General features: G+C 72.0%; 21 protein-coding genes and 1 tRNA gene. 12 read left to right on the top strand and 10 right to left on the bottom strand.

Annotated features, from left to right (window positions below; translation table 11 throughout):
* Positions 1-52: 52 nt before the first annotated feature.
* Complete coding sequence (locus BJ958_RS09830) at positions 53-994, bottom strand: NADP-dependent oxidoreductase (protein WP_179726662.1); 942 nt, start codon at positions 992-994, stop codon at positions 53-55.
* Between the two features lie 105 nt (positions 995-1,099).
* Here BJ958_RS09830 and BJ958_RS09835 point away from each other — a divergent pair, with 105 nt between their 5' ends.
* Positions 1,100-2,050 (top strand): GlxA family transcriptional regulator, encoded by a 951-nt coding sequence (locus tag BJ958_RS09835; RefSeq protein WP_179726663.1) that lies wholly within the window; start codon positions 1,100-1,102, stop codon positions 2,048-2,050.
* Here BJ958_RS09835 and BJ958_RS09840 read toward each other — a convergent pair.
* Positions 2,047-3,384, bottom strand: a complete 1,338-nt coding sequence (locus BJ958_RS09840) for an MFS transporter (RefSeq protein ID WP_179726664.1) — start codon at positions 3,382-3,384, stop codon at positions 2,047-2,049. The two genes, BJ958_RS09835 and BJ958_RS09840, sit on opposite strands and share 4 nt — an antisense overlap.
* The gene (locus BJ958_RS09845) at positions 3,381-4,340 is read right to left on the bottom strand and encodes a zinc-binding dehydrogenase (RefSeq protein WP_179726665.1); all 960 of its coding nucleotides are present in this window, start codon (positions 4,338-4,340) and stop codon (positions 3,381-3,383) included. Before BJ958_RS09845 ends, BJ958_RS09840 begins: the two co-directional genes overlap by 4 nt.
* 36 nt (positions 4,341-4,376) lie before the next feature.
* Here BJ958_RS09845 and soxR point away from each other — a divergent pair, with 36 nt between their 5' ends.
* Entirely contained in the window at positions 4,377-4,838 is a 462-nt protein-coding gene (soxR, locus tag BJ958_RS09850) for a redox-sensitive transcriptional activator SoxR (protein WP_179726666.1), read from the top strand.
* On the opposite strand, the gene lysA is transcribed toward soxR, so the two are convergent.
* Together lysA and argS are read right to left on the bottom strand one after the other, a co-directional pair.
* Positions 4,839-6,221: a diaminopimelate decarboxylase gene (gene lysA, locus BJ958_RS09855; protein ID WP_179726667.1), complete on the bottom strand. Its 1,383-nt coding sequence runs from the start codon at positions 6,219-6,221 to the stop codon at positions 4,839-4,841.
* On the bottom strand, positions 6,221-7,891 hold the full coding sequence (gene argS, locus BJ958_RS09860; RefSeq protein ID WP_179726668.1) for an arginine--tRNA ligase: 1,671 nt from the start codon (positions 7,889-7,891) through the stop codon (positions 6,221-6,223). The genes lysA and argS overlap by 1 nt, the downstream gene beginning before the upstream one ends.
* 94 nt (positions 7,892-7,985) lie before the next feature.
* Here argS and BJ958_RS09865 point away from each other — a divergent pair.
* The 4 genes from BJ958_RS09865 (at position 7,986) to BJ958_RS09880 (ending at position 12,704) form a co-directional block, all read left to right on the top strand.
* Positions 7,986-8,058, top strand: a tRNA-Arg gene (locus BJ958_RS09865).
* A gap of 65 nt (positions 8,059-8,123) precedes the next feature.
* Positions 8,124-8,591, top strand: a complete 468-nt coding sequence (rnhA, locus tag BJ958_RS09870; protein WP_179726669.1) for a ribonuclease HI — start codon at positions 8,124-8,126, stop codon at positions 8,589-8,591.
* A gap of 187 nt (positions 8,592-8,778) precedes the next feature.
* Entirely contained in the window at positions 8,779-12,528 is a 3,750-nt protein-coding gene (locus BJ958_RS09875) for a multifunctional oxoglutarate decarboxylase/oxoglutarate dehydrogenase thiamine pyrophosphate-binding subunit/dihydrolipoyllysine-residue succinyltransferase subunit (protein WP_179726670.1), read from the top strand.
* Positions 12,528-12,704, top strand: coding sequence for a DUF6104 family protein (locus BJ958_RS09880; RefSeq protein ID WP_164483660.1), 177 nt, complete (start codon positions 12,528-12,530; stop codon positions 12,702-12,704). The genes BJ958_RS09875 and BJ958_RS09880 overlap by 1 nt, the downstream gene beginning before the upstream one ends.
* A gap of 97 nt (positions 12,705-12,801) precedes the next feature.
* Here the strand turns inward: BJ958_RS09880 and BJ958_RS09885 are convergent, their stop codons facing one another.
* Positions 12,802-14,907: an MMPL family transporter gene (locus BJ958_RS09885; protein ID WP_179726671.1), complete on the bottom strand. Its 2,106-nt coding sequence runs from the start codon at positions 14,905-14,907 to the stop codon at positions 12,802-12,804.
* 81 nt (positions 14,908-14,988) lie between these two features.
* On the opposite strand from BJ958_RS09885, the gene BJ958_RS09890 reads away from it, so the two are divergent.
* From BJ958_RS09890 to BJ958_RS09900, 3 genes are read left to right on the top strand one after another with little or no spacing between them, the layout of a single operon-like run.
* Positions 14,989-15,630 (top strand): WHG domain-containing protein, encoded by a 642-nt coding sequence (locus BJ958_RS09890; RefSeq protein ID WP_218865678.1) that lies wholly within the window; start codon positions 14,989-14,991, stop codon positions 15,628-15,630.
* Positions 15,631-15,640: 10 nt separating this feature from the next.
* Complete coding sequence (locus tag BJ958_RS09895; RefSeq protein WP_179726673.1) at positions 15,641-16,309, top strand: hypothetical protein; 669 nt, start codon at positions 15,641-15,643, stop codon at positions 16,307-16,309.
* Positions 16,306-16,911 carry an acetoacetate decarboxylase family protein gene (locus BJ958_RS09900; protein WP_179726674.1) on the top strand — a complete coding sequence of 202 codons (606 nt, stop codon included), beginning with the start codon at positions 16,306-16,308 and terminating at the stop codon, positions 16,909-16,911. Before BJ958_RS09895 ends, BJ958_RS09900 begins: the two co-directional genes overlap by 4 nt.
* An 83-nt stretch (positions 16,912-16,994) precedes the next feature.
* Here BJ958_RS09900 and BJ958_RS09905 read toward each other — a convergent pair whose 3' ends face one another.
* The 3 genes from BJ958_RS09905 to BJ958_RS09915 are packed head-to-tail and all read right to left on the bottom strand — an operon-like array spanning position 16,995 to position 19,603.
* Positions 16,995-17,252, bottom strand: a complete 258-nt coding sequence (locus BJ958_RS09905) for a hypothetical protein (protein WP_179726675.1) — start codon at positions 17,250-17,252, stop codon at positions 16,995-16,997.
* A 25-nt stretch (positions 17,253-17,277) separates the two neighbouring features.
* Entirely contained in the window at positions 17,278-18,441 is a 1,164-nt protein-coding gene (locus tag BJ958_RS09910) for a fatty acid desaturase family protein (protein ID WP_179726676.1), read from the bottom strand.
* Between the two features lie 10 nt (positions 18,442-18,451).
* Entirely contained in the window at positions 18,452-19,603 is a 1,152-nt protein-coding gene (locus BJ958_RS09915; protein WP_179726677.1) for a ferredoxin reductase, read from the bottom strand.
* 129 nt (positions 19,604-19,732) lie between these two features.
* Between BJ958_RS09915 and BJ958_RS09920 the strand changes: the two genes are divergently transcribed.
* From BJ958_RS09920 to BJ958_RS09930, 3 genes are all read left to right on the top strand, one after another.
* Entirely contained in the window at positions 19,733-20,359 is a 627-nt protein-coding gene (locus BJ958_RS09920) for a TetR family transcriptional regulator (RefSeq protein WP_179726678.1), read from the top strand.
* 78 nt (positions 20,360-20,437) lie between these two features.
* A complete protein-coding gene (locus BJ958_RS09925; protein ID WP_179726679.1) occupies positions 20,438-21,037 on the top strand; it encodes a hypothetical protein in 600 nt (199 codons plus the stop codon).
* A gap of 82 nt (positions 21,038-21,119) precedes the next feature.
* Positions 21,120-22,184, top strand: a complete 1,065-nt coding sequence (locus BJ958_RS09930) for an alpha/beta fold hydrolase (RefSeq protein ID WP_179726680.1) — start codon at positions 21,120-21,122, stop codon at positions 22,182-22,184.
* Between the two features lie 60 nt (positions 22,185-22,244).
* Here the strand turns inward: BJ958_RS09930 and BJ958_RS09935 are convergent, their stop codons facing one another.
* Positions 22,245-23,729: an MDR family MFS transporter gene (locus BJ958_RS09935; RefSeq protein WP_179726681.1), complete on the bottom strand. Its 1,485-nt coding sequence runs from the start codon at positions 23,727-23,729 to the stop codon at positions 22,245-22,247.
* Between the last annotated feature and the right edge of the window lie 57 nt (positions 23,730-23,786).

Consider the following 23,786-nt stretch of genomic DNA (forward strand, 5'->3'; position numbering starts at 1 on the left):
GGACGGCAGAACGCGGACACCTTGCGGTCGCCGGACCCGGGTCGGGCTGCTGTCACGGCAGCGTGACGACGACCTTCCCCGTCACCCGGCCGGTCTCCAGCCTCTCCTGGGCGGCGACGACCTCGTCGAGGGGGAAGGCCGCGTCGACGAGCACGGTGAGGCGGTCCTGGTCGGCGAGGGCGGCGACCTCGGCGAGGGCGGCGCCGTCGGCCGCGACCATGATCCGCTCGAGGCCGGTCGCACCGGCCGCGCGCAGCGTCTCGACCGCGCCGTCGGGGAACGCGGTGATCGTGATGACCGCCGTCCCCTCCCGGACGGCACCCAGCGGCGGGACGCCGTCACCGACCGTGGAGAGCACGACGTCGACCGGCGCGATCGCCGCGAGGGCGTCGTCGTCGCGGTAGTCGACCAGCTCGTCGGCGCCGAGGCCGGCCAGAACGGCGTGCTTGGCCGGGCTCGCGGTGGCGACGACGTGGGCGCCGCGGGCCTTGGCGACCTGGATCGCGAGGTGGCCGACCCCGCCGGCTCCCCCGAGCACCAGCACCCGCTGGCCGGTCGCGTCGCGGCCGAGACCGGCGGCCTCGAACGCGTGCCAGGCGGTGAGCACGGCCAGGGGCGCGGCGCCCTGCTGCTCGACCTTCCACGACGCGGGGGCCCGGGCGAGGTCCGTGGCAGGCACGGCGACCAGCTCGGCGAGCGTGTGGGCCGCGCGCGGGAAGCGAGCCAGCCCGAACACGGCGTCGCCGACCTCCAGCGACGTCACGGCCGCGCCGGTCGCCACGACCTCGCCGGCCAGGTCCCAGCCGGGCAGGGGCGAGTACTCGATCGGCCCGAAGTCGCTGCCGGCCGCACGGATCTTGACGTCCACCGGGTTCAGCCCGACGGCGGCGACCCGGACGAGCACCTCGTCCGCGGCAGGTACCGGGTCGGCGACCTCGACCAGCTCGATGACCTCCGCTGCGGCGCCGGCCGCGGTGTAGTGCACTGCGCGCATCACATCTCCTTCGTTCGTCCTCGTCTGCTTGGTGCGGGCCCAGCCTTCCGACGATCGGGGCCGTTCACCAGTGGCCAGATGGACGACATGTGTCATGATCTGGCCATGCGTCCGACCACCCCGCACCGCATCGGCGTCGTCGCACTGCCCGGCGTCTACGCCTACGAGCTCGGCATCGCCTCGCGGTTCTTCGGTGCCGCCGAGGTCGACGGCCGGGCCGCGTACGACGTCGTGACCTGCAGCCTGGACGGCCGGCCGGTGCCGACCTCCGCGGACTTCTCGGTCGCGGTCGGCGCGGACCGCTCGGTGCTCGACGAGGTCGACACGATCGTCGTGCCCCCGTGGGACACCGCCCTCGACGGCGTGGACCCGATCGGGCTCGCCGCGCGCACCTCGCAGCGCGTGGTGTCCTACTGCACCGGCGCCTTCACCGTCGCCGCGTCGGGCCGGCTGGACGGCCGGGCCGCGACGACCCACTGGCGCAAGGCGGAGCAGTTCCGCATGGCATTCCCGCAGGTGGACTTCCGGCCGGATGCCCTGTTCGTCGACGAGGGCGACGTCCTGACCGCGGCGGGCGCGTCGGCCGCCATCGACCTGACGCTGCACATCATCGCCAAGGACCTCGGCGCGGCCGTCGCCGCTGACGTGTCGCGCGCGACCCTCGCCCCGCCGCACCGTGGCGGCGGGCAGTCGCAGTTCGTGGCCCGCCCGGTGGTCGCCGAGGGGCCGGGGACCACCGCCGACGTCCGGGCGTGGCTGCTGGGCCGCCTCGACCAGCCGGTGAGCCTGGACGAGGTCGCCGCCGCCTTCGGGCTCAGCGTGCGGACGCTGACCCGGAGGTTCCGCGACGAGACCGGCCTCACGCTGGGGAACTGGCTGGTCCAGGCACGTGTCGAACGGGCCAAGGAGCTGCTCGAGACCAGCGACGCCGTCGTCGACCTGGTCGCGGAGCGGGCCGGCTTCGGCACGGCGGCCGCCCTGCGCAAGCACTTCCGGGACCGGGTCGGCCTCTCGCCGCAGCAGTACCGCGCCCGCTTCTCGCTGCGGGCGTCCTAGCCGAGCCGGGTCGCCGGGACCAGCGCGAGCGCAGCGGTGACGGCTGCGGCGAGCACCAGCCCGGTGGCCGCGGCTGCCGGCGCCGTCGCGGCGAATCCCGCGAAGACGACGCCGCCGAGGGCCAGCCCGGCGCTGTTGGCGAGGTAGTCGTCGAGCTGGAGAGCGGACGACGTCCGCCCCTCCTCTCCCGCCCGGGCGGTCGCGAGGGCGAGCACCGAGAGCGTGGAGAAGGCCATGCCGATGCCGAGACCGGCGGCGGCCCACCCGAGCACGGGTACGACGAGCGGGACGCCCGGCACCGCGACGAGCGCGAAAGCTCCGATCCCCGCGGCCAGGAGCACGGCACCGAGCCGGACCCGCGTGGGCTGGTCGGCGAGCACCCGCCAGCGGGCGGCGAGGACGGCGCCGGCCGACCAGGCCACCGCCCCGGTCGTGAGCACCCACCCCGCCTGCGCCAGGGAGAGGTCCCGTTGCAGGGTGAGCAGCAGCGGGACGTAGACCTCGGCGGCGGCGAAGGCGGTGCCGATCGCGGCACGCGAGCCGAGGACGGCAGGCAGGCCGGGGCCCATCCGCCAGGTCCCGGGCGGCAGCAGGCGCCGCGCACCGGCGGCGATCGCGACGAGGCCGGCGGCGACGAGGATCGGCCATGCGCGAAGGGTGCGCTGGCCGGCCAGGCTGACCAGCAGCACGCCGCCCGCGGCCAGCAGCGCGACCGGGAGCCGACCGGGCTCGGACCGGTCGACCCCGGGTCGTGACGGTGCGTCGGCGACCAGGAGCCAGGCGGCGACCGCGACCAGCGGGACGCCGAGGAACACCCAGCGCCAGCCGACGGCCGCGGCGACCTGGGCCGCGAGCGCGGGACCCACGAGGGCGGGCAGCACCCACGCGGTGGTGAGCACGGCGAACACGCGCGGTCGCAGCTGCTCCGGGTAGGCCTGCGCGATCACGACGTACAGCGCGACGCCGAGCACGCCGCCGCCGTAGCCGTGGACGAGGCGCCCGAGCAGGAAGACCGGCATCGACGGCGCGAGTCCGGCGATCACGACACCGGCGCAGAAGACGAGGAGCCCCCGGCGCAGCGCCGGGCCCGGGCCGCGCCGGTCGACCTCGGCTCCCGCAGCCGCGAGCGCGACGACGGAGGCCGCGAGCGGAGCGGCGAAGGCGACGGCGTACCAGCGCAGTCCGTCGAGGTCGTCGGCCACGTCCGGCATGACCGTGGCGACCGCCAGCGCCTCGAAGGCGAAGAGGAACGCCAGCGCGAACACGCCGACCGTGGTCCGGCCGTGCCGGCCCCGCCACGGCGAGGCCGCCGTGGGCTCGACGAGGGCGGTCACGACAGCGGCCGCTCGACCAGCAGGACCACCTTGCCCGTGGTGGCACCGCTCTCCAGCGCGCGGTGGGCGCCGGCAGCGTCGGCGAGGGGGAAGGCGGCGCCGACGTACGGCACCCGCTCGCCGTCGGCCGCCGCGGCCAGGGCCAGCCGCTCGAACTCGGCCAGCCGGCTCATGATGGGCGGGCCGAGCACGTCGACGACGGGGCGGGCGGGGTCGTCGTACGCGTTCTGGATCCCGGACGCCCAGCCGTAGCGGACCAGCCGCCCGCCCACGACGAGCCGGTCGTAGAGCGCCTGCCCGACCTCGCCGCCGACCCCGTCGAGGACGAGGGTCAGTGGGGCGGGCAGCTCATCGGCCCACCCGGGCGTACGGCGGTCGAGCGCCGGGTCGGCGCCGTGCTTGGCGGCCACGGCCACCTTCTCGGCTCCGCCGGCGACGCCGATCGCAGTCGCGCCGACGTTGCGCACGCCCTGCAGGAGCAGGGTGCCGAGCCCGCCGGCGGCGGAGGTGACGGCGACGACGTCGTCGGCGGCGAGGCCGGAGAGCTCGAGGATCGCTGCCGCCGTGCGGCCGGTGCCGATCGCTGCGACGGCGGTGGCCGCGTCGAGGTGGTCCGGCAGGGCGTGGGCCCGGCTCGCGTCGACGAGCGCCTGGTCGGCGTACCCACCGCCGGCGAAGCCGAGGTGCGCCACGACCCGCCGTCCCAGCCAGCGCTCGTCGACGCCGTCGCCCACGCCGTCGACGACCCCCGCGACCTCTCGGCCCGGGACCACCGGCAGCTCCGGAGCCTGGCCGGCGCCGAACGACTCCCCCGCCCGGATGGAGGTGTCGAGCAGGTGGACCCCCGCGACCTCGACGGCGACCCGGAGCTGGCCGGGCGCGGGGTCGAGGTCGGGGAGCTGCTCGAGGCGGAGGAGGTCGGCGGGCCCGAAGGCGTGGTGACGGATCGCGTGCATGACGGCATTCGACAACCTGAACTAAGGTTGAGGTCAATGGACCTCAACCGCGCCCTCCGCAGCCACGACCTCACTCCCGGCGACGTCGCCCACCGTTCGGGTGTGGCCGTCTCCGCCCTGCACTACTACGAGCGCGAGGGCCTGATCACCAGCATCCGCACGGCCGGCAACCAGCGCCGCTACCACCGCGACGTGCTGCGCCGCGTCGCCTTCATCCGGGTCTCCCAGGGCGTCGGCGTCTCCCTCGCCGAGATCCGTGACGCGCTCGCCACCCTCCCCGAGGGCCGCACCCCCACCAAGGCGGACTGGGCGCGCCTGTCCCGGGCCTGGCGCACCACCCTCGACGAACGCATCACCCGGCTGGAGAGGCTGCGCGACACGCTCGACGACTGCATCGGCTGCGGCTGCCTGTCGCTGAAGTCGTGCTCGCTGGCCAATCCGGGGGACGTGCTGCAGCAGTACGGCGACGGGCCGGTGCGGCTCGTCGGGCGCCGTTAGTCAGCCGAGGTCGGTGGCGAGCAGGTCGTCGACCGTCTCCCGGCGCACGACGACCCGGGCCTGCCCGCCCTTGACCGCGACCACCGGTGGGCGGAGGGCGTGGTTGTAGTTGGACGCCATCGACCGGCCGTAGGCGCCGGTCGCGGGCACGGCGACCAGGTCGCCCGGGGCGATGTCGCCGGGCAGGAACTCGTCCTTGACCACGATGTCGCCGGACTCGCAGTGCTTGCCGACGACGCGCGCCAGCACCGGTGCGGCGTCGGAGGCACGGGAGGCGAGGGTGCAGGAGTAGTCGGCGTCGTACAGCGCGGTGCGGATGTTGTCGCTCATCCCGCCGTCGACCGAGACGTACGTGCGGGTCGCGCCGCCGTCGAGCGCAACCTGCTTGACGGTGCCGACGGTGTAGACGGTGCACATCGCCGGCCCGACGATGGCGCGACCGGGCTCGATCGACAGGTGCGGGACGGCGATGCCGAGAGCCGCGCACTCCCCCGTGACGATCTTGGTGATCTGCTCGGCCAGCACGGCCGGGTCGGCGGGGTCGTCCTGGGTCGTGTAGGCGATGCCGAAGCCGCCGCCGAGGTCCAGCTCGGGCAGCACCTCGCCGAGCTCGGTGCCGATGCGGGCGTGCAGGGCGAGCACACGGCGCGCGGCGACCTCCCAGCCGGAGGTGTCGAAGATCTGCGACCCGATGTGGCTGTGCAGGCCGCGCAGCTCGAGGCCCTCGGCGGCGACGACGCGCGACGCGGCCTCGAAGGCGTCACCCGAGGAGATCGAGAAGCCGAACTTCTGGTCCTCGTGGGCGGTCGCGATGAACTCGTGGGTGTGCGCCTCGACGCCGGCGGTGACCCGGATCATCACGCCCTGGCGCACGCCCAGCTGCCGGGCGACGTCGGCGACCCGGTCGATCTCGTGGAACGAGTCGACGATGATCCGGCCGACGCCGGCATCGACTGCACGCCGCAGCTCCATCGCCGTCTTGTTGTTGCCGTGGTAGCCGATCCGCGCGGGGTCGGTGCCGGCGCGCAGGGCGACGGTCAGCTCGCCGTCGCTGCACACGTCGAGGCACAGCCCCTCCTCGGCCACCCACCGGGCGACGGCGGTGCACAGGAACGCCTTGCCGGCGTAGTAGACGTCGTAGCCGGCGAAGCCGTCGCGGAACGCGCGGGCCCGCGAGCGGAAGTCGTCCTCGTCGAGGACGTACGCGGGGGTGTTGACGTCGGCGACCAGGTCCGGGACCGCCAGGCCGCCGACGTGGAGCACCCCGTCGTCCTTGCGTGCCGACGACGACCACAGCTGCGGCACGAGCGCGTTGACGTCAGCGGGCTCGCGCAGCCAGACGGGCGACGTACCGGCGTAGTCGCCGGGCGGGACGCGTCCCATCACATGCGCTCCGGCGCGGAGACACCGAGCAGGTCCAGGCCGTTGGCGATGACGGTCTGCGTGGCGACCACGAGCACCATCCGTGCCAGGTTGGCCGGGCCGACGGGCTCGTCGCCCTGCGGCAGCATCCGGCACTCCTTGGTGTCGTACCACTTGTTGAACACCGAGGCCGTGTCCTCCAGGTAGCGCGCGACCCGGTGCGGCTCACGCAGCTCCGCGGCGCTGGCGACGACCCGCGGGTACTCGGCCAGGGCGCGCAGCAGCTCGCCGTCGCGCTCGTGGTCGAGCAGGCTCGGGTCGAAGGCGTCGCCGGGCAGCGTCATCCCGAGGTCCGCGGCGTTGGCGAGCATCCGGCAGGTCCGCGCGTGGGCGTACTGCACGTAGTAGACCGGGTTGTCGTTGGACGCCTTGGTGATCTCGGCGACGTCGAGGGTCAGCGGCGAGTCGGCCGGGTAGCGCGCCAGCGAGTAGCGCAGCGCGTCGACGCCGATCTCCCTGGCCAGGTCGTCGAGGGTGACGATGTTGCCGGCCCGCTTGGAGAGCTTGAGCTCCTGGCCGTCCTTGAGGATCTTGACCAGCTGCCCGATCATCACGTCGAGGGTCTGGTCGGGGTCGTCGCCGACGCACGCCGCCATGGCACGGAGCCGGCCGACGTACCCGTGGTGGTCGGCGCCCAGCAGGTAGATGCAGTGCTCGAAGCCCCGCGCCCGCTTGTTGAGGTAGTAGGCCGTGTCGGACGCGAAGTAGGTCAGCTCACCGTCGGACTTGATGAGGACGCGGTCCTTGTCGTCGCCGAAGTCGGTGGTGCGCATCCACAGCGCGCCGTCCTGCTCGAAGACGTGACCGAGCTCCTTGAGCCTCGCCAGCGTCTCGGGCACCGAGCCCGAGTCGTGCAGGGACAGCTCGGAGAACCAGACGTCGAAGTGGGTGTTGAACCCGGCGAGCTGCGCCTGCTGCTCCGCGAGCTGGATCTCGTAGCCCTTCGCACGCACGGCGGCGCGCCGCTCGTCGCCCTCCAGCTGGAAGATGCCGGGGCTGGCGGCCTCGACGGCCTTGGCCAGGTCGTCGATGTACTCGCCGGCGTACCCGTCCTCGGGCTTCGGCTCGCCCAGCGCCGCGGCGATGATCGAGTCGGCGAAGTGGTTCATCTGCACGCCGCGGTCGTTGATGTAGAACTCGCGCGTCACGTCGGCGCCGGCTGCCGCGAGCACCCGGCCGATCGCGTCGCCGAGCACCGCCCACCGGGTGTGCCCGAGGTGCAGCGGTCCGGTCGGGTTGGCGGAGATGAACTCGACGTTGATCTTCTGGCCGCCGAGGGTGTCGGTGCGTCCGTACGCCTGCCCGGCCGCGACGACCTCGGCCGCCACCTGTCCCTGTGCACCGGCCTCGACGGTGATGTTGAGGAAGCCCGGCCCGGCCAGCTCGACGTCGGCGATGCCGTCGGCCTCCTTGAGCCGCGCCGCCAGGAGCTCGCCGAGGGCGCGCGGGTTGGTGCCCGCCTTCTTGGCCAGCTGCAGCGCGACGTTGGTCGCGTAGTCCCCGTGCCCCTTCTGCCGCGGTCGCTCCACCGTCACCTCGCTGGGGACGCCGTCGGGCAGGGCGAGATCACCCTGGTCGACGAGCGTCGAGAGGGCATCGACGATCGTGGCGGAGAGCTGCGCTGGAGTCACCGGCCAAGGGTATCGATGGGTACCGGTTTCCTTTGCACGGATATCGCCCGGTAGGGTTCCTCATCGCGCCACCGACCTCACCGTCGGCGCGCATGCCTCCGTAGCTCAGGGGATAGAGCACTGGTTTCCGGTACCAGGTGTCGCAGGTTCGAATCCTGCCGGAGGCGCTCACGAACCGCAGGCCGCCGGGCCTGCGGTTCTCGCCGTTCCGGGGCACGTACGCTCTGCCCCTGTGCCGACCGACTCGACCTCCCGCGTCACCATCCACACCGACGGGGCCTGCCTGGGCAACCCGGGGCCGGGCGGCTGGGGTGCGCTGATGCGCTACGGCCAGCACGAGAAGGAGCTGTACGGCGGCGAGGTGGCCACGACCAACAACCGGATGGAGCTGATGGCGGCCATCCAGGCCCTCGAGTCGCTCAACCGGCGCTCGGCCGTCGACATCCACACCGACAGCAGCTACGTCCGCAACGGGATCCTGTCGTGGGTGGCCAAGTGGAAGGCGAACGGCTGGCGCACGTCCGCCAAGGCGCCGGTCAAGAACGACGACCTGTGGCGCCGGCTGGACGTCGCCGCGGCCGCCCACGACGTGGAGTGGCACTGGGTCAAGGGGCATGCCGGCGACCCCGGCAACGAGCGCGCGGACGCTCTCGCCGGACGTGGTGCGCGCGAGGCCCGCGACGGCATGCTGACCGCCTGACCACCGCAGGACGAGAACACGTTCCACGGGCCGGAAACGGCGCCTCGGTGTCTGATGCGCAACACCTCGCAGCAAAGGGTGACCACAGGGCGGTATTTGCTTCCCCGGGGGACTAGCCTTGGCGGTCGACAGCCACCCGCTATCGGCGGCGGGTGCGTCCAGCTCATCGGAAGAGGCGAAGCACGTCGTGACGCAGTCGTCAGACCAGTCCACCGGATCTCCCGTTCCTGAGGACTTCGGGGCCAACGAGTGGCTCGTGGAGGAGATGAAGGAACGGTTCGAGGCCGATCCGAGCAGCGTCGATCCCGCATGGGCGACGTTCTTCAGGAACGGCAGCAGCAACGGCACGACGACCGCGGTCGCCGCCCCTGCTGCTCCGGTCGCAACGGCCCCCGCCCCGGCCGCGCCCGCAGCCCCGGCAGTCCCGGCCGCGCCGGCCGCGACCCCCGCCGCCCCGGCCGCCACCGCGCCGACCCCGAAGGCCACCCCTGCCCCGCAGGTGAGCCCCGCCTCCTCGACGACGCCGACGCCGCCGAAGGCCGACTCCCCCGCCCCGACGCCGAAGGACGCCCCGCGCCCGGCGCCGGTCACCGCCAGCGACGAGCCCACCCTGACGGTGCTGCGCGGCATCCCTGCCGCGACCGCGAAGAACATGGACATCTCGCTGTCGGTGCCGACGGCGACCTCGGTGCGCAACATCCCGGTCAAGCTGCTCTGGGACAACCGCATCGTCATCAACAGCCACCTCAAGCGCGCCCGCGGCGGCAAGGTGTCCTTCACCCACCTCATCGGCTACGCGATCGTCAAGGCGATCAAGGCGCTGCCGGCGATGAACAACACCTACGACGAGATCGACGGCAAGCCGACCATGGTGACGCCGGCCCATATCAACCTGGGCCTGGCGATCGACCAGCAGAAGAAGGACGGCACCCGCCAGCTGGTCGCGCCCAGCATCAAGGCGTGCGAGTCGATGGACTTCGCGCAGTTCTGGACGGCGTACGAGGACATCGTGCGCAAGGCCAAGGACAACAAGCTGACCATGGAGGACTACTCCGGCACGACGGTCAGCCTCACCAACGTCGGCGGCCTCGGCACCAACAACTCGGTCCCCCGCCTCATGCAGGGCCAGGCCGCGATCATCGGCGTGGGCTCGATGGACTACCCGCCCGAGTTCCAGGGCGCGTCCGAGGACACGATCGCGCGCAACGCGATCTCCCGGATCATGACGATGACCTCGACCTACGACCACCGCGTCATCCAGGGCGCGCAGTCGGGCGAGTTCCTCGGCCAGGTGCACAAGTACCTGCTGGGCCAGGACGGCTTCTACGACGAGATCTTCCGTGCGCTGCGGATCCCCTACGAGCCGATCCGCTGGAACGCCGACATCGCGACGTCCCACGACGACCAGATCGACAAGCAGGCCCGGATCCTCGAGCTGATCCACGCCTACCGCGTGCGCGGCCACCTGATGGCCGACACCGACCCGCTGGAGTACAAGCAGCGCAGCCACCCGGACCTGCGCATCGAGTCGCACGGCCTGACCCTGTGGGACCTCGAGCGCGAGTTCCCGACCGGCTCGTTCGGCGGCCGCGACCGCCGCTTCATGAAGCTGCGCGACATCCTCGGCATCCTGCGTGACTCCTACTGCCGCACCACCGGCATCGAGTACATGCACATCATGGATCCCGAGCAGCGTGCGTGGATCCAGGAGCGCGTCGAGCAGCCCCACAGCAAGCCGCCCCGCGAGGAGCAGCTGCGGATCCTGCTGAAGCTCAACCAGGCCGAGGCCTTCGAGACCTTCCTGCAGACCAAGTTCGTCGGCCAGAAGCGGTTCTCGCTCGAGGGTGGCGAGACCACGGTCCCCGTCGTCGACGAGATCGCCGAGGCGGCCGCTCAGGCCGGCCTGGTCGAGGTCGCGATCGGCATGGCCCACCGCGGCCGGCTCAACATGCTGGCCAACATCGTCGGCAAGTCCTACAACCAGATCTTCCGCGAGTTCGAGGGCAACATCGACCCGCGCACGGTCCAGGGCTCCGGCGACGTCAAGTACCACCTGGGCGCCGAGGGCACGTTCGTGGCCGGCACCGGCGAGACCATCGCCGTGTCGATCGCCGCGAACCCCTCGCACCTCGAGACGGTCGACCCGGTGCTCGAGGGCATCGCCCGCGCCAAGCAGGACGTGCTCGACCGGGGTGCCGAGTTCCCGGTGCTGCCGCTGCTGATCCACGGCGACGCGGCCTTCGCGGGCCAAGGTGTCGTGGCCGAGACGCTCAACCTCTCGCAGCTGCGCGGCTACCGCACCGGTGGCACGATCCACGTCGTCATCAACAACCAGGTCGGGTTCACCACCTCCCCCGGCTCGTCGCGCTCGACGCTCTACTGCACCGACGTGGCCCGGATGGTGCAGGCGCCGATCTTCCACGTCAACGGCGACGACCCGGAGGCGTGCATCCGCGTCGCCCGGCTCGCGTTCGAGTACCGCCAGGCGTTCAACAGCGACGTCGTCATCGACCTCGTCTGCTACCGCCGCCGCGGTCACAACGAGGGCGACGACCCGTCGTACACCCAGCCGCTGATGTACGACCTCATCGAGCAGAAGCGCTCGGTCCGCAAGCTCTACACGGAGTCCCTCATCGGTCGTGGCGACATCACGATCGAGGAGGCCGAGCAGGTGCTGCGCGACTACCAGCAGCAGCTGGAGCGCGTGTTCACCGAGGTCCGCGAGGCGTCGTCGGCGCCCAAGGAGTGGACCACGGTCCCCGACTACCCGGACAAGTCGGTCGGCGAGACCCAGACCGCCGTGACCCCGGAGGTCCTCAAGCGGATCGCCGACGCCTACGTCACCCCGCCGGACGGCTTCACCGTCCACCCGAAGGTGATGCCCCAGCTCCAGCGCCGCGCCGCCGCGATCGCCGACGGCCCCATCGACTGGGGCACCGGCGAGATCCTCGCGTTCGGCTCGCTGCTCATGGACGGACGCCCCGTGCGCCTGGCCGGTCAGGACTCGCGCCGCGGCACCTTCGTGCAGCGGTTCGCGACGATCATCGACCGGGTCAACGCCGACGAGTGGACGCCGCTGGCCAACCTCACCGAGGAGCAGGCGAAGTTCTTCGTCTACGACAGCCTGCTCTCGGAGTACGCCGCGCTCGGCTTCGAGTACGGCTACTCCGTGGCCCGCCCCGACGCGCTCGTGCTGTGGGAGGCCCAGTTCGGCGACTTCGTCAACGGCGCCCAGTCGGTCATCGACGAGTACATCTCGGCCGGCAAGACCAAGTGGGGCCAGGACTCCGGCGTCGTGCTGCTGCTGCCGCACGGCTACGAGGGCCAGGGTGCCGACCACTCCTCCGCGCGCATCGAGCGGTTCCTCGCCCTGTGTGCCGACGAGGCGATGGTCGTCGCCCAGCCGTCGACGCCCGCGTCGTACTTCCACCTGCTGCGCCGCCACTCCCTCGGCGAGGAGCACAAGCCGCTCATCGTGTTCACGCCGAAGTCGATGCTCAAGCGCAAGGAGGCCGCCTCGCAGCCCTCCGACTTCACCTCCGGCGAGTTCCGCCCGGTGATCGGCGACGCGACGGCCGACCCGGCCAAGGTGAAGACCGTGCTGCTCGTCTCGGGCCGGCTGACCTGGGACCTGATGGTCGAGCGCCAGAAGTCCGAGCGCGACGACGTCGCGATCCTGCGTGTCGAGCAGCTCTACCCGTGGCCGACCGAGCAGGTGAAGGCCGAGCTCGACAAGTACCCGAACGCCACCGTGAAGTGGGTTCAGGACGAGCCCTACAACCAGGGCCCGTGGCCGTCGTTCTACCTCAACGTCGTCCCGCAGCTCGGCCGGGCCATCGAGCCCGTCACCCGCGCCGCGTCCTCGACCACGGCGGTCGGTACGGCCAAGCGCCACCAGGAGGAGGCGAAGGTCCTCATCGGCGAGGCGTTCGCCTGATGTACTTCACGGACCGCGGCATCGAGGAGCTCGAGCAGCGCCGGGGCGACGAGGAGGTCACCTTGGCCTGGCTCGGCGAACGGCTGCAGGAGTTCGTCGACACCCACCCGGAGTTCGAGACGGCCGTCGAGCGGTTCGCCACCTGGCTGGCCCGGCTCGACGACCCCGAGGACTGACCGACCCGGCCCGAACTGGCTCACAGGTCACGCCGACCCGGCAGAAACTTTCTGCCGGGTCGGCGTGTTTTTCCGGCCATTTCCTGCCGGGTCGGCGTCAGGCCGGGACCGCCTCGGAGAGACCCACGCGGCGGTGCAGCGCGCGCAGCGGACGCGGCGCCCACCAGGAGCGCTCCCCCAGCAGCCGGATGCTGGCGGGGAGCAGCACGCCGCGGACCAGGGTGGCGTCGATCAGGATCGCCAGGCCGGTGCCGAGCCCGAAGAACTGGATGAAGCTCACCGAGCTGACGAGGAAGGCGAAGAAGCTGATCGCGATCAGCGCCGCGGCGGTGCTGACGATCCGGCCGGTGTGGGCCAGGCCGTGGACCATCGCCTCGTCGTTGGCCATCCCGCGCTCGCGCATCTCCTTGATCCTGCTCATCACGAAGACCTCGTAGTCCATCGACAGGCCGAACGCGACGCAGAACAGCAGCACCATCATCGAGCTGTCCATCGGCTGCGGCGTGAAGCCGAGCGCCCCGGACAGGTGGCCGTCCTGGAACACCCAGACCATCGCGCCGAGGGTGGCGCCGAGGCCGACCGCGTTGAGCACCAGGGCCCGCAGCGGCTGGACGACGCTGCCGGTGAACAGGAACAGGATCACCATCGTGGTGAGCACCAGCCACCCGGCGACGAGCGGCAGCCGGTCCCCGATCCCGGACATCTGGTCGTGCAGCTCGGCGCTCGCGCCACCCACGAGGGTCTGCGTGCCGGCCGGTGCAGGCGCCTCGCGCACGTCGTCGACCAGGGCCCGCGCGTCGGCGGACATCGGGTCGAGGTCGGTCACGACCGAGACCAGGTCGGCGTCGCGTCCCGCCTGGGTGTCCACGCGGACCACGCCGGGCAGCTCCCCCAGCGTCGCGGCGTACGACGCCAGCTCGGCCTCGGGCACCGCCGTGGTGGTGACCACCTGGATCGGGTGGGTGCCGTCGCCGGCGAAGGACGAGCGCAGCACGTCACCGGCCTGCCGGCTGGACGCGCTCGTGGGCAGCACCCGGTCGTCGGGGGTGCCGAGCTCGATGCCGGCGAGCGGGATCGCCATCATGAGCAGGCCGGCGAGGACCGGGAGCGCGCTGAGCAGCGGTCGGCGTGCCACGAACCGGGCCAGCCGGGCCCACGCCGGCGCCTCCTCGCCCCGGATGCCTCGCACCCGCGGGACCGGCCACGCGTCGATCCGGTCGCCGAGCAGGCTGATCCCGGCCGGGAGGACGACGACCGCGGCGAAGGCGGTGATCAGCATGACGCCGATGCCGGCGTAGGCGAACGAGCGCAGGAAGTACATCGGGAAGACGAGCAGCGCCGCCAGCGCGACCGCGACGGTGGTCGCGCTGAAGGCGATCGTGCGGCCCGCGGTCTCGACCGCTCGTCGTACGGCGTCCTGGTGGGCGCGTCCGGCCGCCCGCTCCTCGCGCACCCGGGCCACCATGAGCAGCCCGTAGTCGACGGCGAGGCCGAGCCCGAGGCCGGTGGTGAGGTTGACCGAGTAGATCGAGACATCGGTGGCCGAGCCGAGGATCGAGAGCTCGGCGAAGGTGCCGAAGATGGCGGCGACACCGACACCGAGGGTGACCAGTGCGCCGACGACGTTGCCGAACGCCAGGACCAGGAGCACGAGGATGAGCGGGATCGCGATGCTCTCGGCGAGGCCGAGGTCCTGCCCGATCTGGGCGCCGATCTCCTCGCCGACGACCTCGCTGCCCGCGACGTCCACCGTCAGCGGACCGGCGGTGCCGCCGTACTCGTCGAGCACGGCGCCCGGGTCGGCCTCCTCGCCGGGCGCGACCGACGCGGTGACCAGCGCGTAGCGACCGTCCGTCGAGCGCATCGGGCCGGCTCGGCCGTCGAAGTACGACGCGACGTCGGCCAGCGCCGGGTCCGAGCGCAGCCGCGCGGTCAGTGCCGTTCCTGCCTCTGTCGCGGCCGGGGCGTCGACGTCGCCGTCGGCAGCCTCGACGACGAACACGTAGTCGGCGCCGCCGGCGAACCGATCCTCGAGCAGGGCCGCGGCGCGGCTGCTCTCGGAGTCGGGGTCGTCGAAGCCCTGCGTCTGCAGCTTGGAGAAGGCGCCGACGCCGACGACCGCGGCGAGCACCACCCCGAGCAGGCCGAGCGCGAGCACCGTGCGGGCCCGTCTCGTCACCAGTCCACCGATCCAGCCGAACATCGCGTTCCTCCAATGTGTGCGGACGTAAACTTTGTAGGTGTTAACTTGGCATGGATGTGTACGGGTGTCAACATGTTCTCCGTGACGACCCCGAAGCGGAGCTACCACCACGGCGACCTGCGCAACGCGCTCGCCCGCGCGGCGGCGGACCTGGCCGCGACCGGTGGCCCGGACGCCGTGACGATCCGCGGCGCCGCACGCGAGGTCGGCGTCACCCCCACGGCGGCGTACCGGCACTTCGAGAACCAGGCCGACCTGCTCGAGGCCGCCCGCTCGCTGGCGATGGACGGCATGGTCGCCGCGATGGCCGACTACCTCGCCCAGGTGCCGGCCGGCGGCGACCCGGTCGAGCGGGCCGTCGAGCGGCTGCGCTCGACCGGACGCGGCTACATCCGGTTCGCGATCGAGGAGCCGGGCGTCTTCCGGACCTGCTTCACCGGCGGCCTGCGCGACGACGACGCCGACGGGATGGGCGAGCCGGCGCCGTACGTCCTGCTCGGCGAGATGCTCGACCAGCTGGTCGAGGTCGGCTACCTCGCCCCCGAGGACCGCCCCGACGCGGAGGCCGGCCCCTGGGCGGCCGTCCACGGGCTGGCGATGCTGCTCATCGACGGGCCGATGTGCGAGCTGGGCCCGCTCGAGCAGGAGGTCGCGATCGCGCGCACCCTCGACATGGTCAGCCGCGGCCTGGCGACCGGCCCGCGGGGGCGGCCCACCCACTAGTGTCACCCGCGTGAGCGAGGAGCTGATCGACTACGCGGCCTGGGGCGAGCGCTTCTTCGCCACCGCCGTGACCGCCGAGCGGGTGCTGAACGGCGTCAACGTGCTGGCCGGGCGTCCCATCGACGTCGGCCCGCTGGGCGTCGGCCCCGGCCGGATCGCGAAGGTGACCGCTCAGGGCACCATCGGCACGGCAACCGGCGAGCGCGTGGGTGCCGATCCGGTGTCCTTCCACGTCGACCTGCCGGTGACGCTGAAGTTCAGCATCGACCTCGGCATGGACAAGCAGAACTTCGACGCCGAGATCACGGTGCCGCTCGTGATCACCGCGCGCGGACGCGCCGACCTGGCGATCGTCCTCGACGTGACGCCGCCGGCCGCCGGGCAGGTCGTCGTACGCCTCAAGGCGCAGGGCCTGCGCGCCTCGCTGACCAGCAAGGCGGCCAACGTCGAGGGTGAGCTGCGCCGGTTCGTGGCGAAGTACGTCGCCAAGGAGCTCGAGAAGCCCTACGTCCGCCAGGCCACGATCATCGACGTGGGCGCCGCGGTCGAGAAGGCCGCCGCCGGCCTCGGCCCGCGCGACGAGAGCCCGATGGCCGACGAGCTGACCGACGACCTGCCGGCCGCGATGGAGGCCGAGCTCGAGCACACCGCCCAGCTGTTCTTGGAGGACGAGTCGTGAACCCCTATCCCCCGGCCCCGTGGCACATGCGCGGGTCCCTGTGGCTGTCCGTCTTCCGGCTCGGGAGGGACGTCGACGCCCACCACCCCGCCGGCACGTACGGCGTCGCCCTGGTCTCCTACGAGGAGCCGAGCCCGCTGACCTACCACGAGCTGCTGCTCGCCCGGACCGTCAAGAACGCCGCCGGCAAGGGCGCGGTGACGATCACCGACATCTGGGTCGACTCCCCCGCCTCGCAGGCCGGCGGCCGCGCGCTGTGGGCGATCCCGAAGGAGCTGTGCGACTTCGACCTCGACACCAGCTTCCGGGGACCGGTCACCTCGACCGACTGGACGGCGACCGTGGAGCGGCGTCCGATCGTCGAGGCCAGCTTCACCGACGTGTCCCGCGCAGCGATCCGGGTGCCGTTCACCGGCCTGGTCGAGCAGCCCGGGATCCCCGAGCACCCGGAGACGGCCGACGTCGTGATGAAGGGCACCGCCAAGGCGCTGCCCTGCCGCGGCCGGTGGACCTTCGCCGCCGACGGGCCCCTCGGATTCATGCGGGAGGCCCGTCAGCTGGGGTCGTTCCGCATGGCAGGGTTCCGGCTCGCCTTCGACTGAGCCGGAACGCGTGACGTTGCGGTTTGGTCCCAAACCGCAACATTTCGGGGCTCAGACGTGCGGTCTGTGCCCAATCGAGGTGCCTACTCGGCGTCGTCGAGGTGGGGCGACTCCGGCAGCTGCGGCGCCGGCGAGCCGTGCTCGGCGAGCGCGCGCTGCGAGGAGTCCTTGATCTCGAAGATCTCGGTGGCGAAGCCGCCGACGGCCGCGGCCACCTCGCCGACGGCACGGGTCACGATGCTCGCGACCTCGCCGACGGTCTGGGCCGCGGCCTCGGCGCCCGCCTGGATCGCGTCCTTGGTGATCTCGGCCTTGCTGAGGTGGTCGCGTCCGTCGCTCATGGGCGTCAGTCTCCCCCGCGGAGGCTCAGGCTGCCAACGAGTCCTCGGTCACGGCCTCGGGGCCACGGACCGGGGCGGTCTTGGCGTCGCCGCCCGGCAGAGAGTAGCGGCAGATCTTCTTGAAGACGCTCCACAGCTGCTGGTGCAGGCGACCGGTGTTGTACGGCAGGCCGTAGCGCTCGCAGATCTCCTGGACCTCGACGGCCATCTCCGGGTAGCGCCGGGCCGGCAGGTCGGGGAACAGGTGGTGCTCGATCTGGTGCGAGAGGTTGCCGCTCATCACGTGCATGAGCTTGCTGCCCTTGATGTTGGCCGAGCCCAGCATCTGGCGCAGGTACCAGTGGCCACGGGTCTCGTTCTCGGTCTCCTCGACGGAGAACGACGCGACGCCGGCCGGGAAGTGCCCGCAGAAGATGATGTTGAACGCCCACACGTTGCGCACCAGGTTGGCGACGGCGTTGCCGGCGAAGGTCAGCGGGAACAGCGGGCCGGTCAGCGCCGGGAACAGGACGTAGTCCTTGAGCGCCTGGCGCCGGATCTTCTTCATCAGCCCCGGGTACAGCGGCTTGTTGTCGGCCATCTTGCGCTTGCCGGACACGATGTTCTCGACCTCGAGGTCGTGCAGGGCCACGCCCCACTCGAAGAAGGTCATCAGCAAGAAGGCGTAGAGCGGGTTGCCGAGGTAGTAGGGGTGCCACTTCTGCTCGGGGTCCATCCGCAGGATGCCGTAGCCCACGTCGCGGTCCTTGCCCACGATGTTCGTGAACGTGTGGTGGATGTAGTTGTGGCTGTACTTCCACTGCTCACCGGGGCACACGGTGTCCCAGTCGAACATCCGGGAGTTGAACGCCGGGTCGCCCAGGAAGTCGTACTGGCCGTGCATGACGTTGTGCCCGATCTCCATGTTGTCGAGGATCTTCGACACGCTCAGGCAGGCGACGGCGGGCAGCCAGCCGATCACGGGCAGGTAGAACAGCGCGCGGCCGGCGATCTCCATCTTGCGCTGGGTCGTGACGATCTTGCGGAGGTACGCCGCGTCCTCCTCGCCGAGGTCGGCGAGGACCCGCTGGCGCAGGGCGTCGAGCTCGGCGCCGAGCTGCTCGATCTGGTCGGCGGTCAGGCCGTGGTACTTCTCGTCGGCCGGGGTGTCGGCCGGGGGGTTGGCCGGGGCTTCGGTCAGGGTGCTCATGGGACTCTCCTCAGAGGTCGACGTGGCAGTCACCGGCAGCGGCGGTGACACAGATGCGGATCTCCTCGTCCGGCAGGGAGGACTCCTCGCCGGTGAGGACGTTGCGGACGGTGCCGGCGGTCTTGGTGCGGGTGCAGGAGAAGCAGATGCCCATCCGGCAGCCGAACTCCGGCTTCAGGCCCAGCTCCTCGGCCTGCTCGAGCAGGCTGGCACCGGTGGCGGCGGTGGTCGCACCGGACCGGGTGAAGGACACCTCGCCCTCGATCGCCTCGCCGGGGGCGGCGGCCCGGGCGACGGCGGGCTTGAAGAACTCCATCCGCAGCCGCGGGGAGAGCTCGCCGTCGGTGTCGGTGTAGGCGTCCTTGACCAGCTCGACGAGGCCGGCCGGGCCGCACAGCCAGGTGTCGGTGTCGCGGTAGTCGGGCACCAGGCGGCGCAGCTCGAACTCGCTGAACACCTGCTCGGCGTAGTGCAGGTGGACGTCGACGCCGTTGTCGCCCGCGGCGATCTCGGCGAGCTCCGCGGCGAAGATCTGGTCCTCGGGGCTGCGGGCGAAGTGCAGGAAGGTCACCCGGCGACCCGCGTGGCCGTCGTACCCGTCACGCAGGAGGGTGCGGACCATGGACATGGCCGGCGTGATGCCGGAGCCGCCGGTGATGAACAGCAGGCGGCTGATCGTCGGCGTGGCCGGGCTCTCGACGAGGGTGAACTCGCCCTGCGCCTGGCTCAGGTGGAGCAGGGTGCCGGGCTGCGCCTCGCGGACGAGGTACGACGACACCTGTCCCTCGTCGTGCGCCCGGATCGTGAGCGTGAACTGCTCCCCCGGCGCCGAGGCGGCCGAGGAGATCGAGAACGCGCGGGTGTGCCGCTTCGCCGAGCCCGGCAGCTCGACGCCGACGAGCACGTGCTGGCCGGCGCGGTGGCCGCGCCAGGTGCTGGTGGGCTGCAGGGTCAGCGTGGCGACCGGGGCCGAGTCGGTCCCGGAGGTCTCGCGGTGGACGGACACGACGCGGGCGCGCACCTCGTGCGCCGCCCACATCGGGTTGAACCGCTCGAGGTACCGGTCGACGCCGTGCGGGGTGGTCAGCGCTGCGGCCAGCCGCGAGCGCAGGAGCCGCCCGACGGGGCCGCCGGGAGCCGGCGGGGAGATGAGCGCGGACATCGCGCCTCCTTCGTTGGCGGAAACTTGGGTGTACATCCGTACTCCGAAACTCTCTCCCGCTGGCCCACGGATGGTCAACGACCCGACCACGTGACAGTGCACACATGTTCACTCACGTAGGATGCGGCCATGGCCCAGACCCGTGTCGAGCAGAAGGAGCGGACCCGCCGCGCCATCCTCGACGCGGCGCTCTCCCTGTCCGAGGGCTCCGCCCTCGTCGCGCTGTCCCTGCGCCAGGTCGCCAAGGAGGTCGGCATCGTGCCGACCGCGTTCTACCGGCACTTCCCGTCCATCGAGCACCTCGGCCTGGCACTGGTCGAGGAGTCGCTCGACACCTTGCGCGCACTGCTGCGCGAGCTGCGGCACACCGCGGGCGAGGACGCCGGGACCATCATCGACGGCTCGGTCGCCGTGCTGGTCGAGCAGGTGCGGCAGGACCACGCCCACTACGGCTTCATCGCCCGGGAGCGGTTCGCCGGTCCGGCCGGGGTGCGCGACGCGATCGCACGCGGCATCGAGCTCGCCGAGCGCGAGCTGGCCACCGACATCGCCCACCTGCCCGGCACCGACACCTGGAGCGAGCGCGACCTCGAGGTGCTCTCCGAGCTGATCGTGGGCTCGATGGTCACCACCGCTGAGCGGCTCCTCAGCACCGAGCCCGGTTCGCCCGCCGAGGAGCGGATCGCCGAGGCTGCGCGCACCCAGCTGCGGATGATGCTGGTCGGCGCACGCAACTGGCGCTCCCGGAATTCCTGAACCGCAGGTGCAACCCCGCAGGGGTCCTCGCTCGTCTACCTCGTGGACCATCCACTCCCCACCAGCCAGGAGAACCTCATGTCCGTCTCGGGCCGCCGTACCGTCCCCGCCCTCGCCGCCGTCCTCGCCCTCGTCGCAGGACTGCTCGCGACCCTGCTCGTCGCGACGCCCTCGTCGGCGGCGACCGACCGCACCCGCGTGGTCGTCAAGGTCGCCGACTGCGAGGGCTGCCAGGTCTTCGTCCAGCAGGGCCTGCGCAACCGCTGGTGGGCGAGCAGGACGCGCACCGTGCGAGACGGCAAGGCCGTCTTCGTGGTGCCGTCGAGCCGGACCCGCGGGATGTCGATCGGCATCACCGGCACCTGGGAGGCTGCGTCGCCGCACCCGTCGGGCTTCCAGGCGATCGTGACCCTGCGCTACAAGGGTGTCGCGGCCGGCAGCAGCATCGACCAGGCCGGCGCCGCGACCAAGCAGCGCGGCTCGGCCTGCTTCCCCGGCACCGACGCGCACCGTGTGGTCTTCCACGTCACGGCACGCAAGGTCACCATCGCCGGCAACGGCGGACCGGCCGACACGACGATGGCCTGGGCGGACCCGCAGGTCCGCACGATGCGCAGCACCATGATGGAGGTCTTCGACGGCGTCGCCGGCGCGCAGGACATCGTCCCCTGCTGGTGACGCGGCCGGTGACGCGGCTGGTGAGCGTCACGCTCGTCACGTTCGGTGGACGGCCGGTGCGCGCGACAGGGACCATGACGCGGTGCCGACCGCGACCGATCTCCTGAGCACCGCCGCCCGCAACGCCTGGGCGATCTCGCCCTTGGGCGAGGGCGTCGAGCAGTACGACGGCCTGCTGGCCACCGTGCTCTCCGACGCCCCGCACCGGCGGCTCGTGCGCTACGACCGCAGCACGACCGCCCGCGCCACCCGACCGGTGCTGCTCGTGCCGCCGCTGGCCGTCTCGGCCCGCTGCTTCGACCTGCGCCCCGGGCAGAGCCTGGCCGGCCACCTCCTGGAGGCCGGCCGGGCGACGTACCTCGTCGACTACGGGCGGATCACCTTCGCCGACCGCGGCATGGGCTTCGAGGCCTGGATCGACGACATCCTCCCGACCGCGATCCACGCTGTGCTCGCCGACCACGCCGCCGGCGGGGACCAGGCCGGCGGCGTCGACCTGGTCGGCTGGTCGCTCGGCGGCACGATGAGCCTGCTCACCGCCGCCGCTCACCCCGACCTGCCGATCGCGTCGCTGACCGCCTTCGGCACGCCGATCGACTACACGCAGATCCCGGCGATCCAGCCGCTCGTCGTCGCCGACCGGCTGCTCGGCACGCGAGCCGTCACCGCGCCGACCGCCGCCCTCGGCGGCGTGCCGCGCCACCTGGTGCGCGCCAGCTACCGAGCGATGGCCCCCAAGCGCGAGCTCACCAAGGCCGTGCACCTGGCGAGGAACATCCTCGACACCGAGGCCCTCGCCCGCACCAGCGCCATCGACGACTTCATCGCCGAGATGCCGGGCTACCCGGGCCGCGCCTACCACCAGATCCACACCCGGCTGATGGTCCGCAACGAGCTCGCGTCCGGCACGGTGCGGCTCAGCCGCAAGCGCGAGGTGCGGCTGGCCGACGTCCGCACCCCGGTGCTCTTCGTCGGCAGCGAGACCGACAACATCGCCGACGGTCCCGCCGTGCGGGCCGGTGCGGACGTCGTACCCGGTGCCCGGTACGCCGCGGCCGACGGCCTGAGCCACCTCGGCCTGGTCGCGGGCCCCCGGGCCGCCGAGATCAGCTGGCCGCTGCTCGACGAGTTCCTCGACAGGCCCTGAGCCCGAGACGCCGACCGGCCCGGTCCCCTGCGGGGGCCGGGCCGGTCGTGCGTCGGTCGGTCAGTGCCCGCCGTGGGCACCCACCGGCGCGTCGGCCTTCGACGGCAGCAGCAGCGACATCGCGATCACCACGAGGCCGATCACCGCACCCGCGAAGAAGGCCCACTGCAGGCCGCCCATGAAGGCGTCGGCCGGCGAGCTGCCCGACTCCGCGAGGCTCTCGGTGCGGTTGGTCATGATCACGACCAGCAGCGCGGTGCCGATCGCACCGGCGACCTGCTGGAGCGTGCCGAGCAGCGAGCTGCCGTGCGAGTACAGGTGCGGCGCCAGGTCACCGAGGCCGATCGTGAAGACCGGCGTGAAGATGGTCGCCAGGCTGGCCATCAGTGCGACGTGCAGCGCCACGATCAGCAGGTACGGCGTGTCGACGCCGATCCGGCTCAGCGCGAACAGCAGCGCCACCATCACGACCGAGCCGGGGATGACCAGCGGCCGGGCACCGATCCGGTCGAACACCTTGCCGACCTGCGGGCCGAGGAGACCCATGGCCAGACCACCCGGCATGACCAGCAGGCCGGTCTCGAGCTCGCTGAGGCCACGCAGGTTCTGCAGGTAGAGCGGCAGCAGGAGCATCGAGCCGAGGAACGCCATGAAGCCGGCCGACATCAGGATCAGCGACACCGTGAAGTTGCGGACCTTCAGGGTGCGCAGGTCCATCAGCGGGCGGTCGGAGCGCTGCAGGAAGAGCTGGTAGACCGCGAAGGCGGCGATCAGCACGACACCGGCGGCGATGAGCAGCGTGGGCTCGGTCCACTTCGCGTTGCCGACCTTGCTCAGGCCGTAGACGAAGGTGCTGAAGCCACCGGCGGCCAGCACCACGCTGAGCCAGCTGATCGGGCTGCGGTTGGTCTCGCCGACGTTCTCGAGCTGGCGGAAGCCGAAGAAGCCGACCAGCACGGCGATCGGCAGGACCACCGCGAAGATCAGCCGCCAGGAGCCGAAGTGCAGCAGCACGCCGGACACCGCCGGGCCGAGCGCCGGGGCGCAGGACATGGCGAGGGTGACCTGACCCATCACGCGGCCGCGGTCCTCGGCGGCGACGACCGTCATCAGGGTCGTCATCAGCAGCGGCATCATGACCGCCGTACCACCGGCCTGGACGACGCGGCCCACGAGCAGCACACCGAACGCCGGCGCGACCCCGGCGATCAGGGTGCCGAGGCTGAACGTGATCATCGCGGTGGCGTACGCCGTGCGCGTGCTCACCCGCTGCAGGAACCAGCCGGTCACCGGGATGACCGCAGCCATGGTCAGCATGAACACCGTCAGCGACCACTGGGCGGTGGTCTCGGTGATGTTGAAGTCGGTCATCAACCGTGGGACCGCGTTGACGAGCGTGGTCTCGTTGAGGATGACGACGAACGTCGCCGCGACCAGCAGCTTGATGACGAGCGGAGTCCGCCCCGGGGTCGCCGAGGCACTCGTGAACTCCTGCTCGAGCTCGGCGATCTCGCCGGTCTCAGCGGGTCCGGAGGGCGCAGTCATGACAGGTCCTATCGGTTGGTGGCAGGGTCTGGCGGTGGCCGACCCCGTGACGCCGGG

This window comes from Nocardioides kongjuensis (genome assembly GCF_013409625.1).
GTDB classification, from domain to species: domain Bacteria; phylum Actinomycetota; class Actinomycetes; order Propionibacteriales; family Nocardioidaceae; genus Nocardioides; species Nocardioides kongjuensis.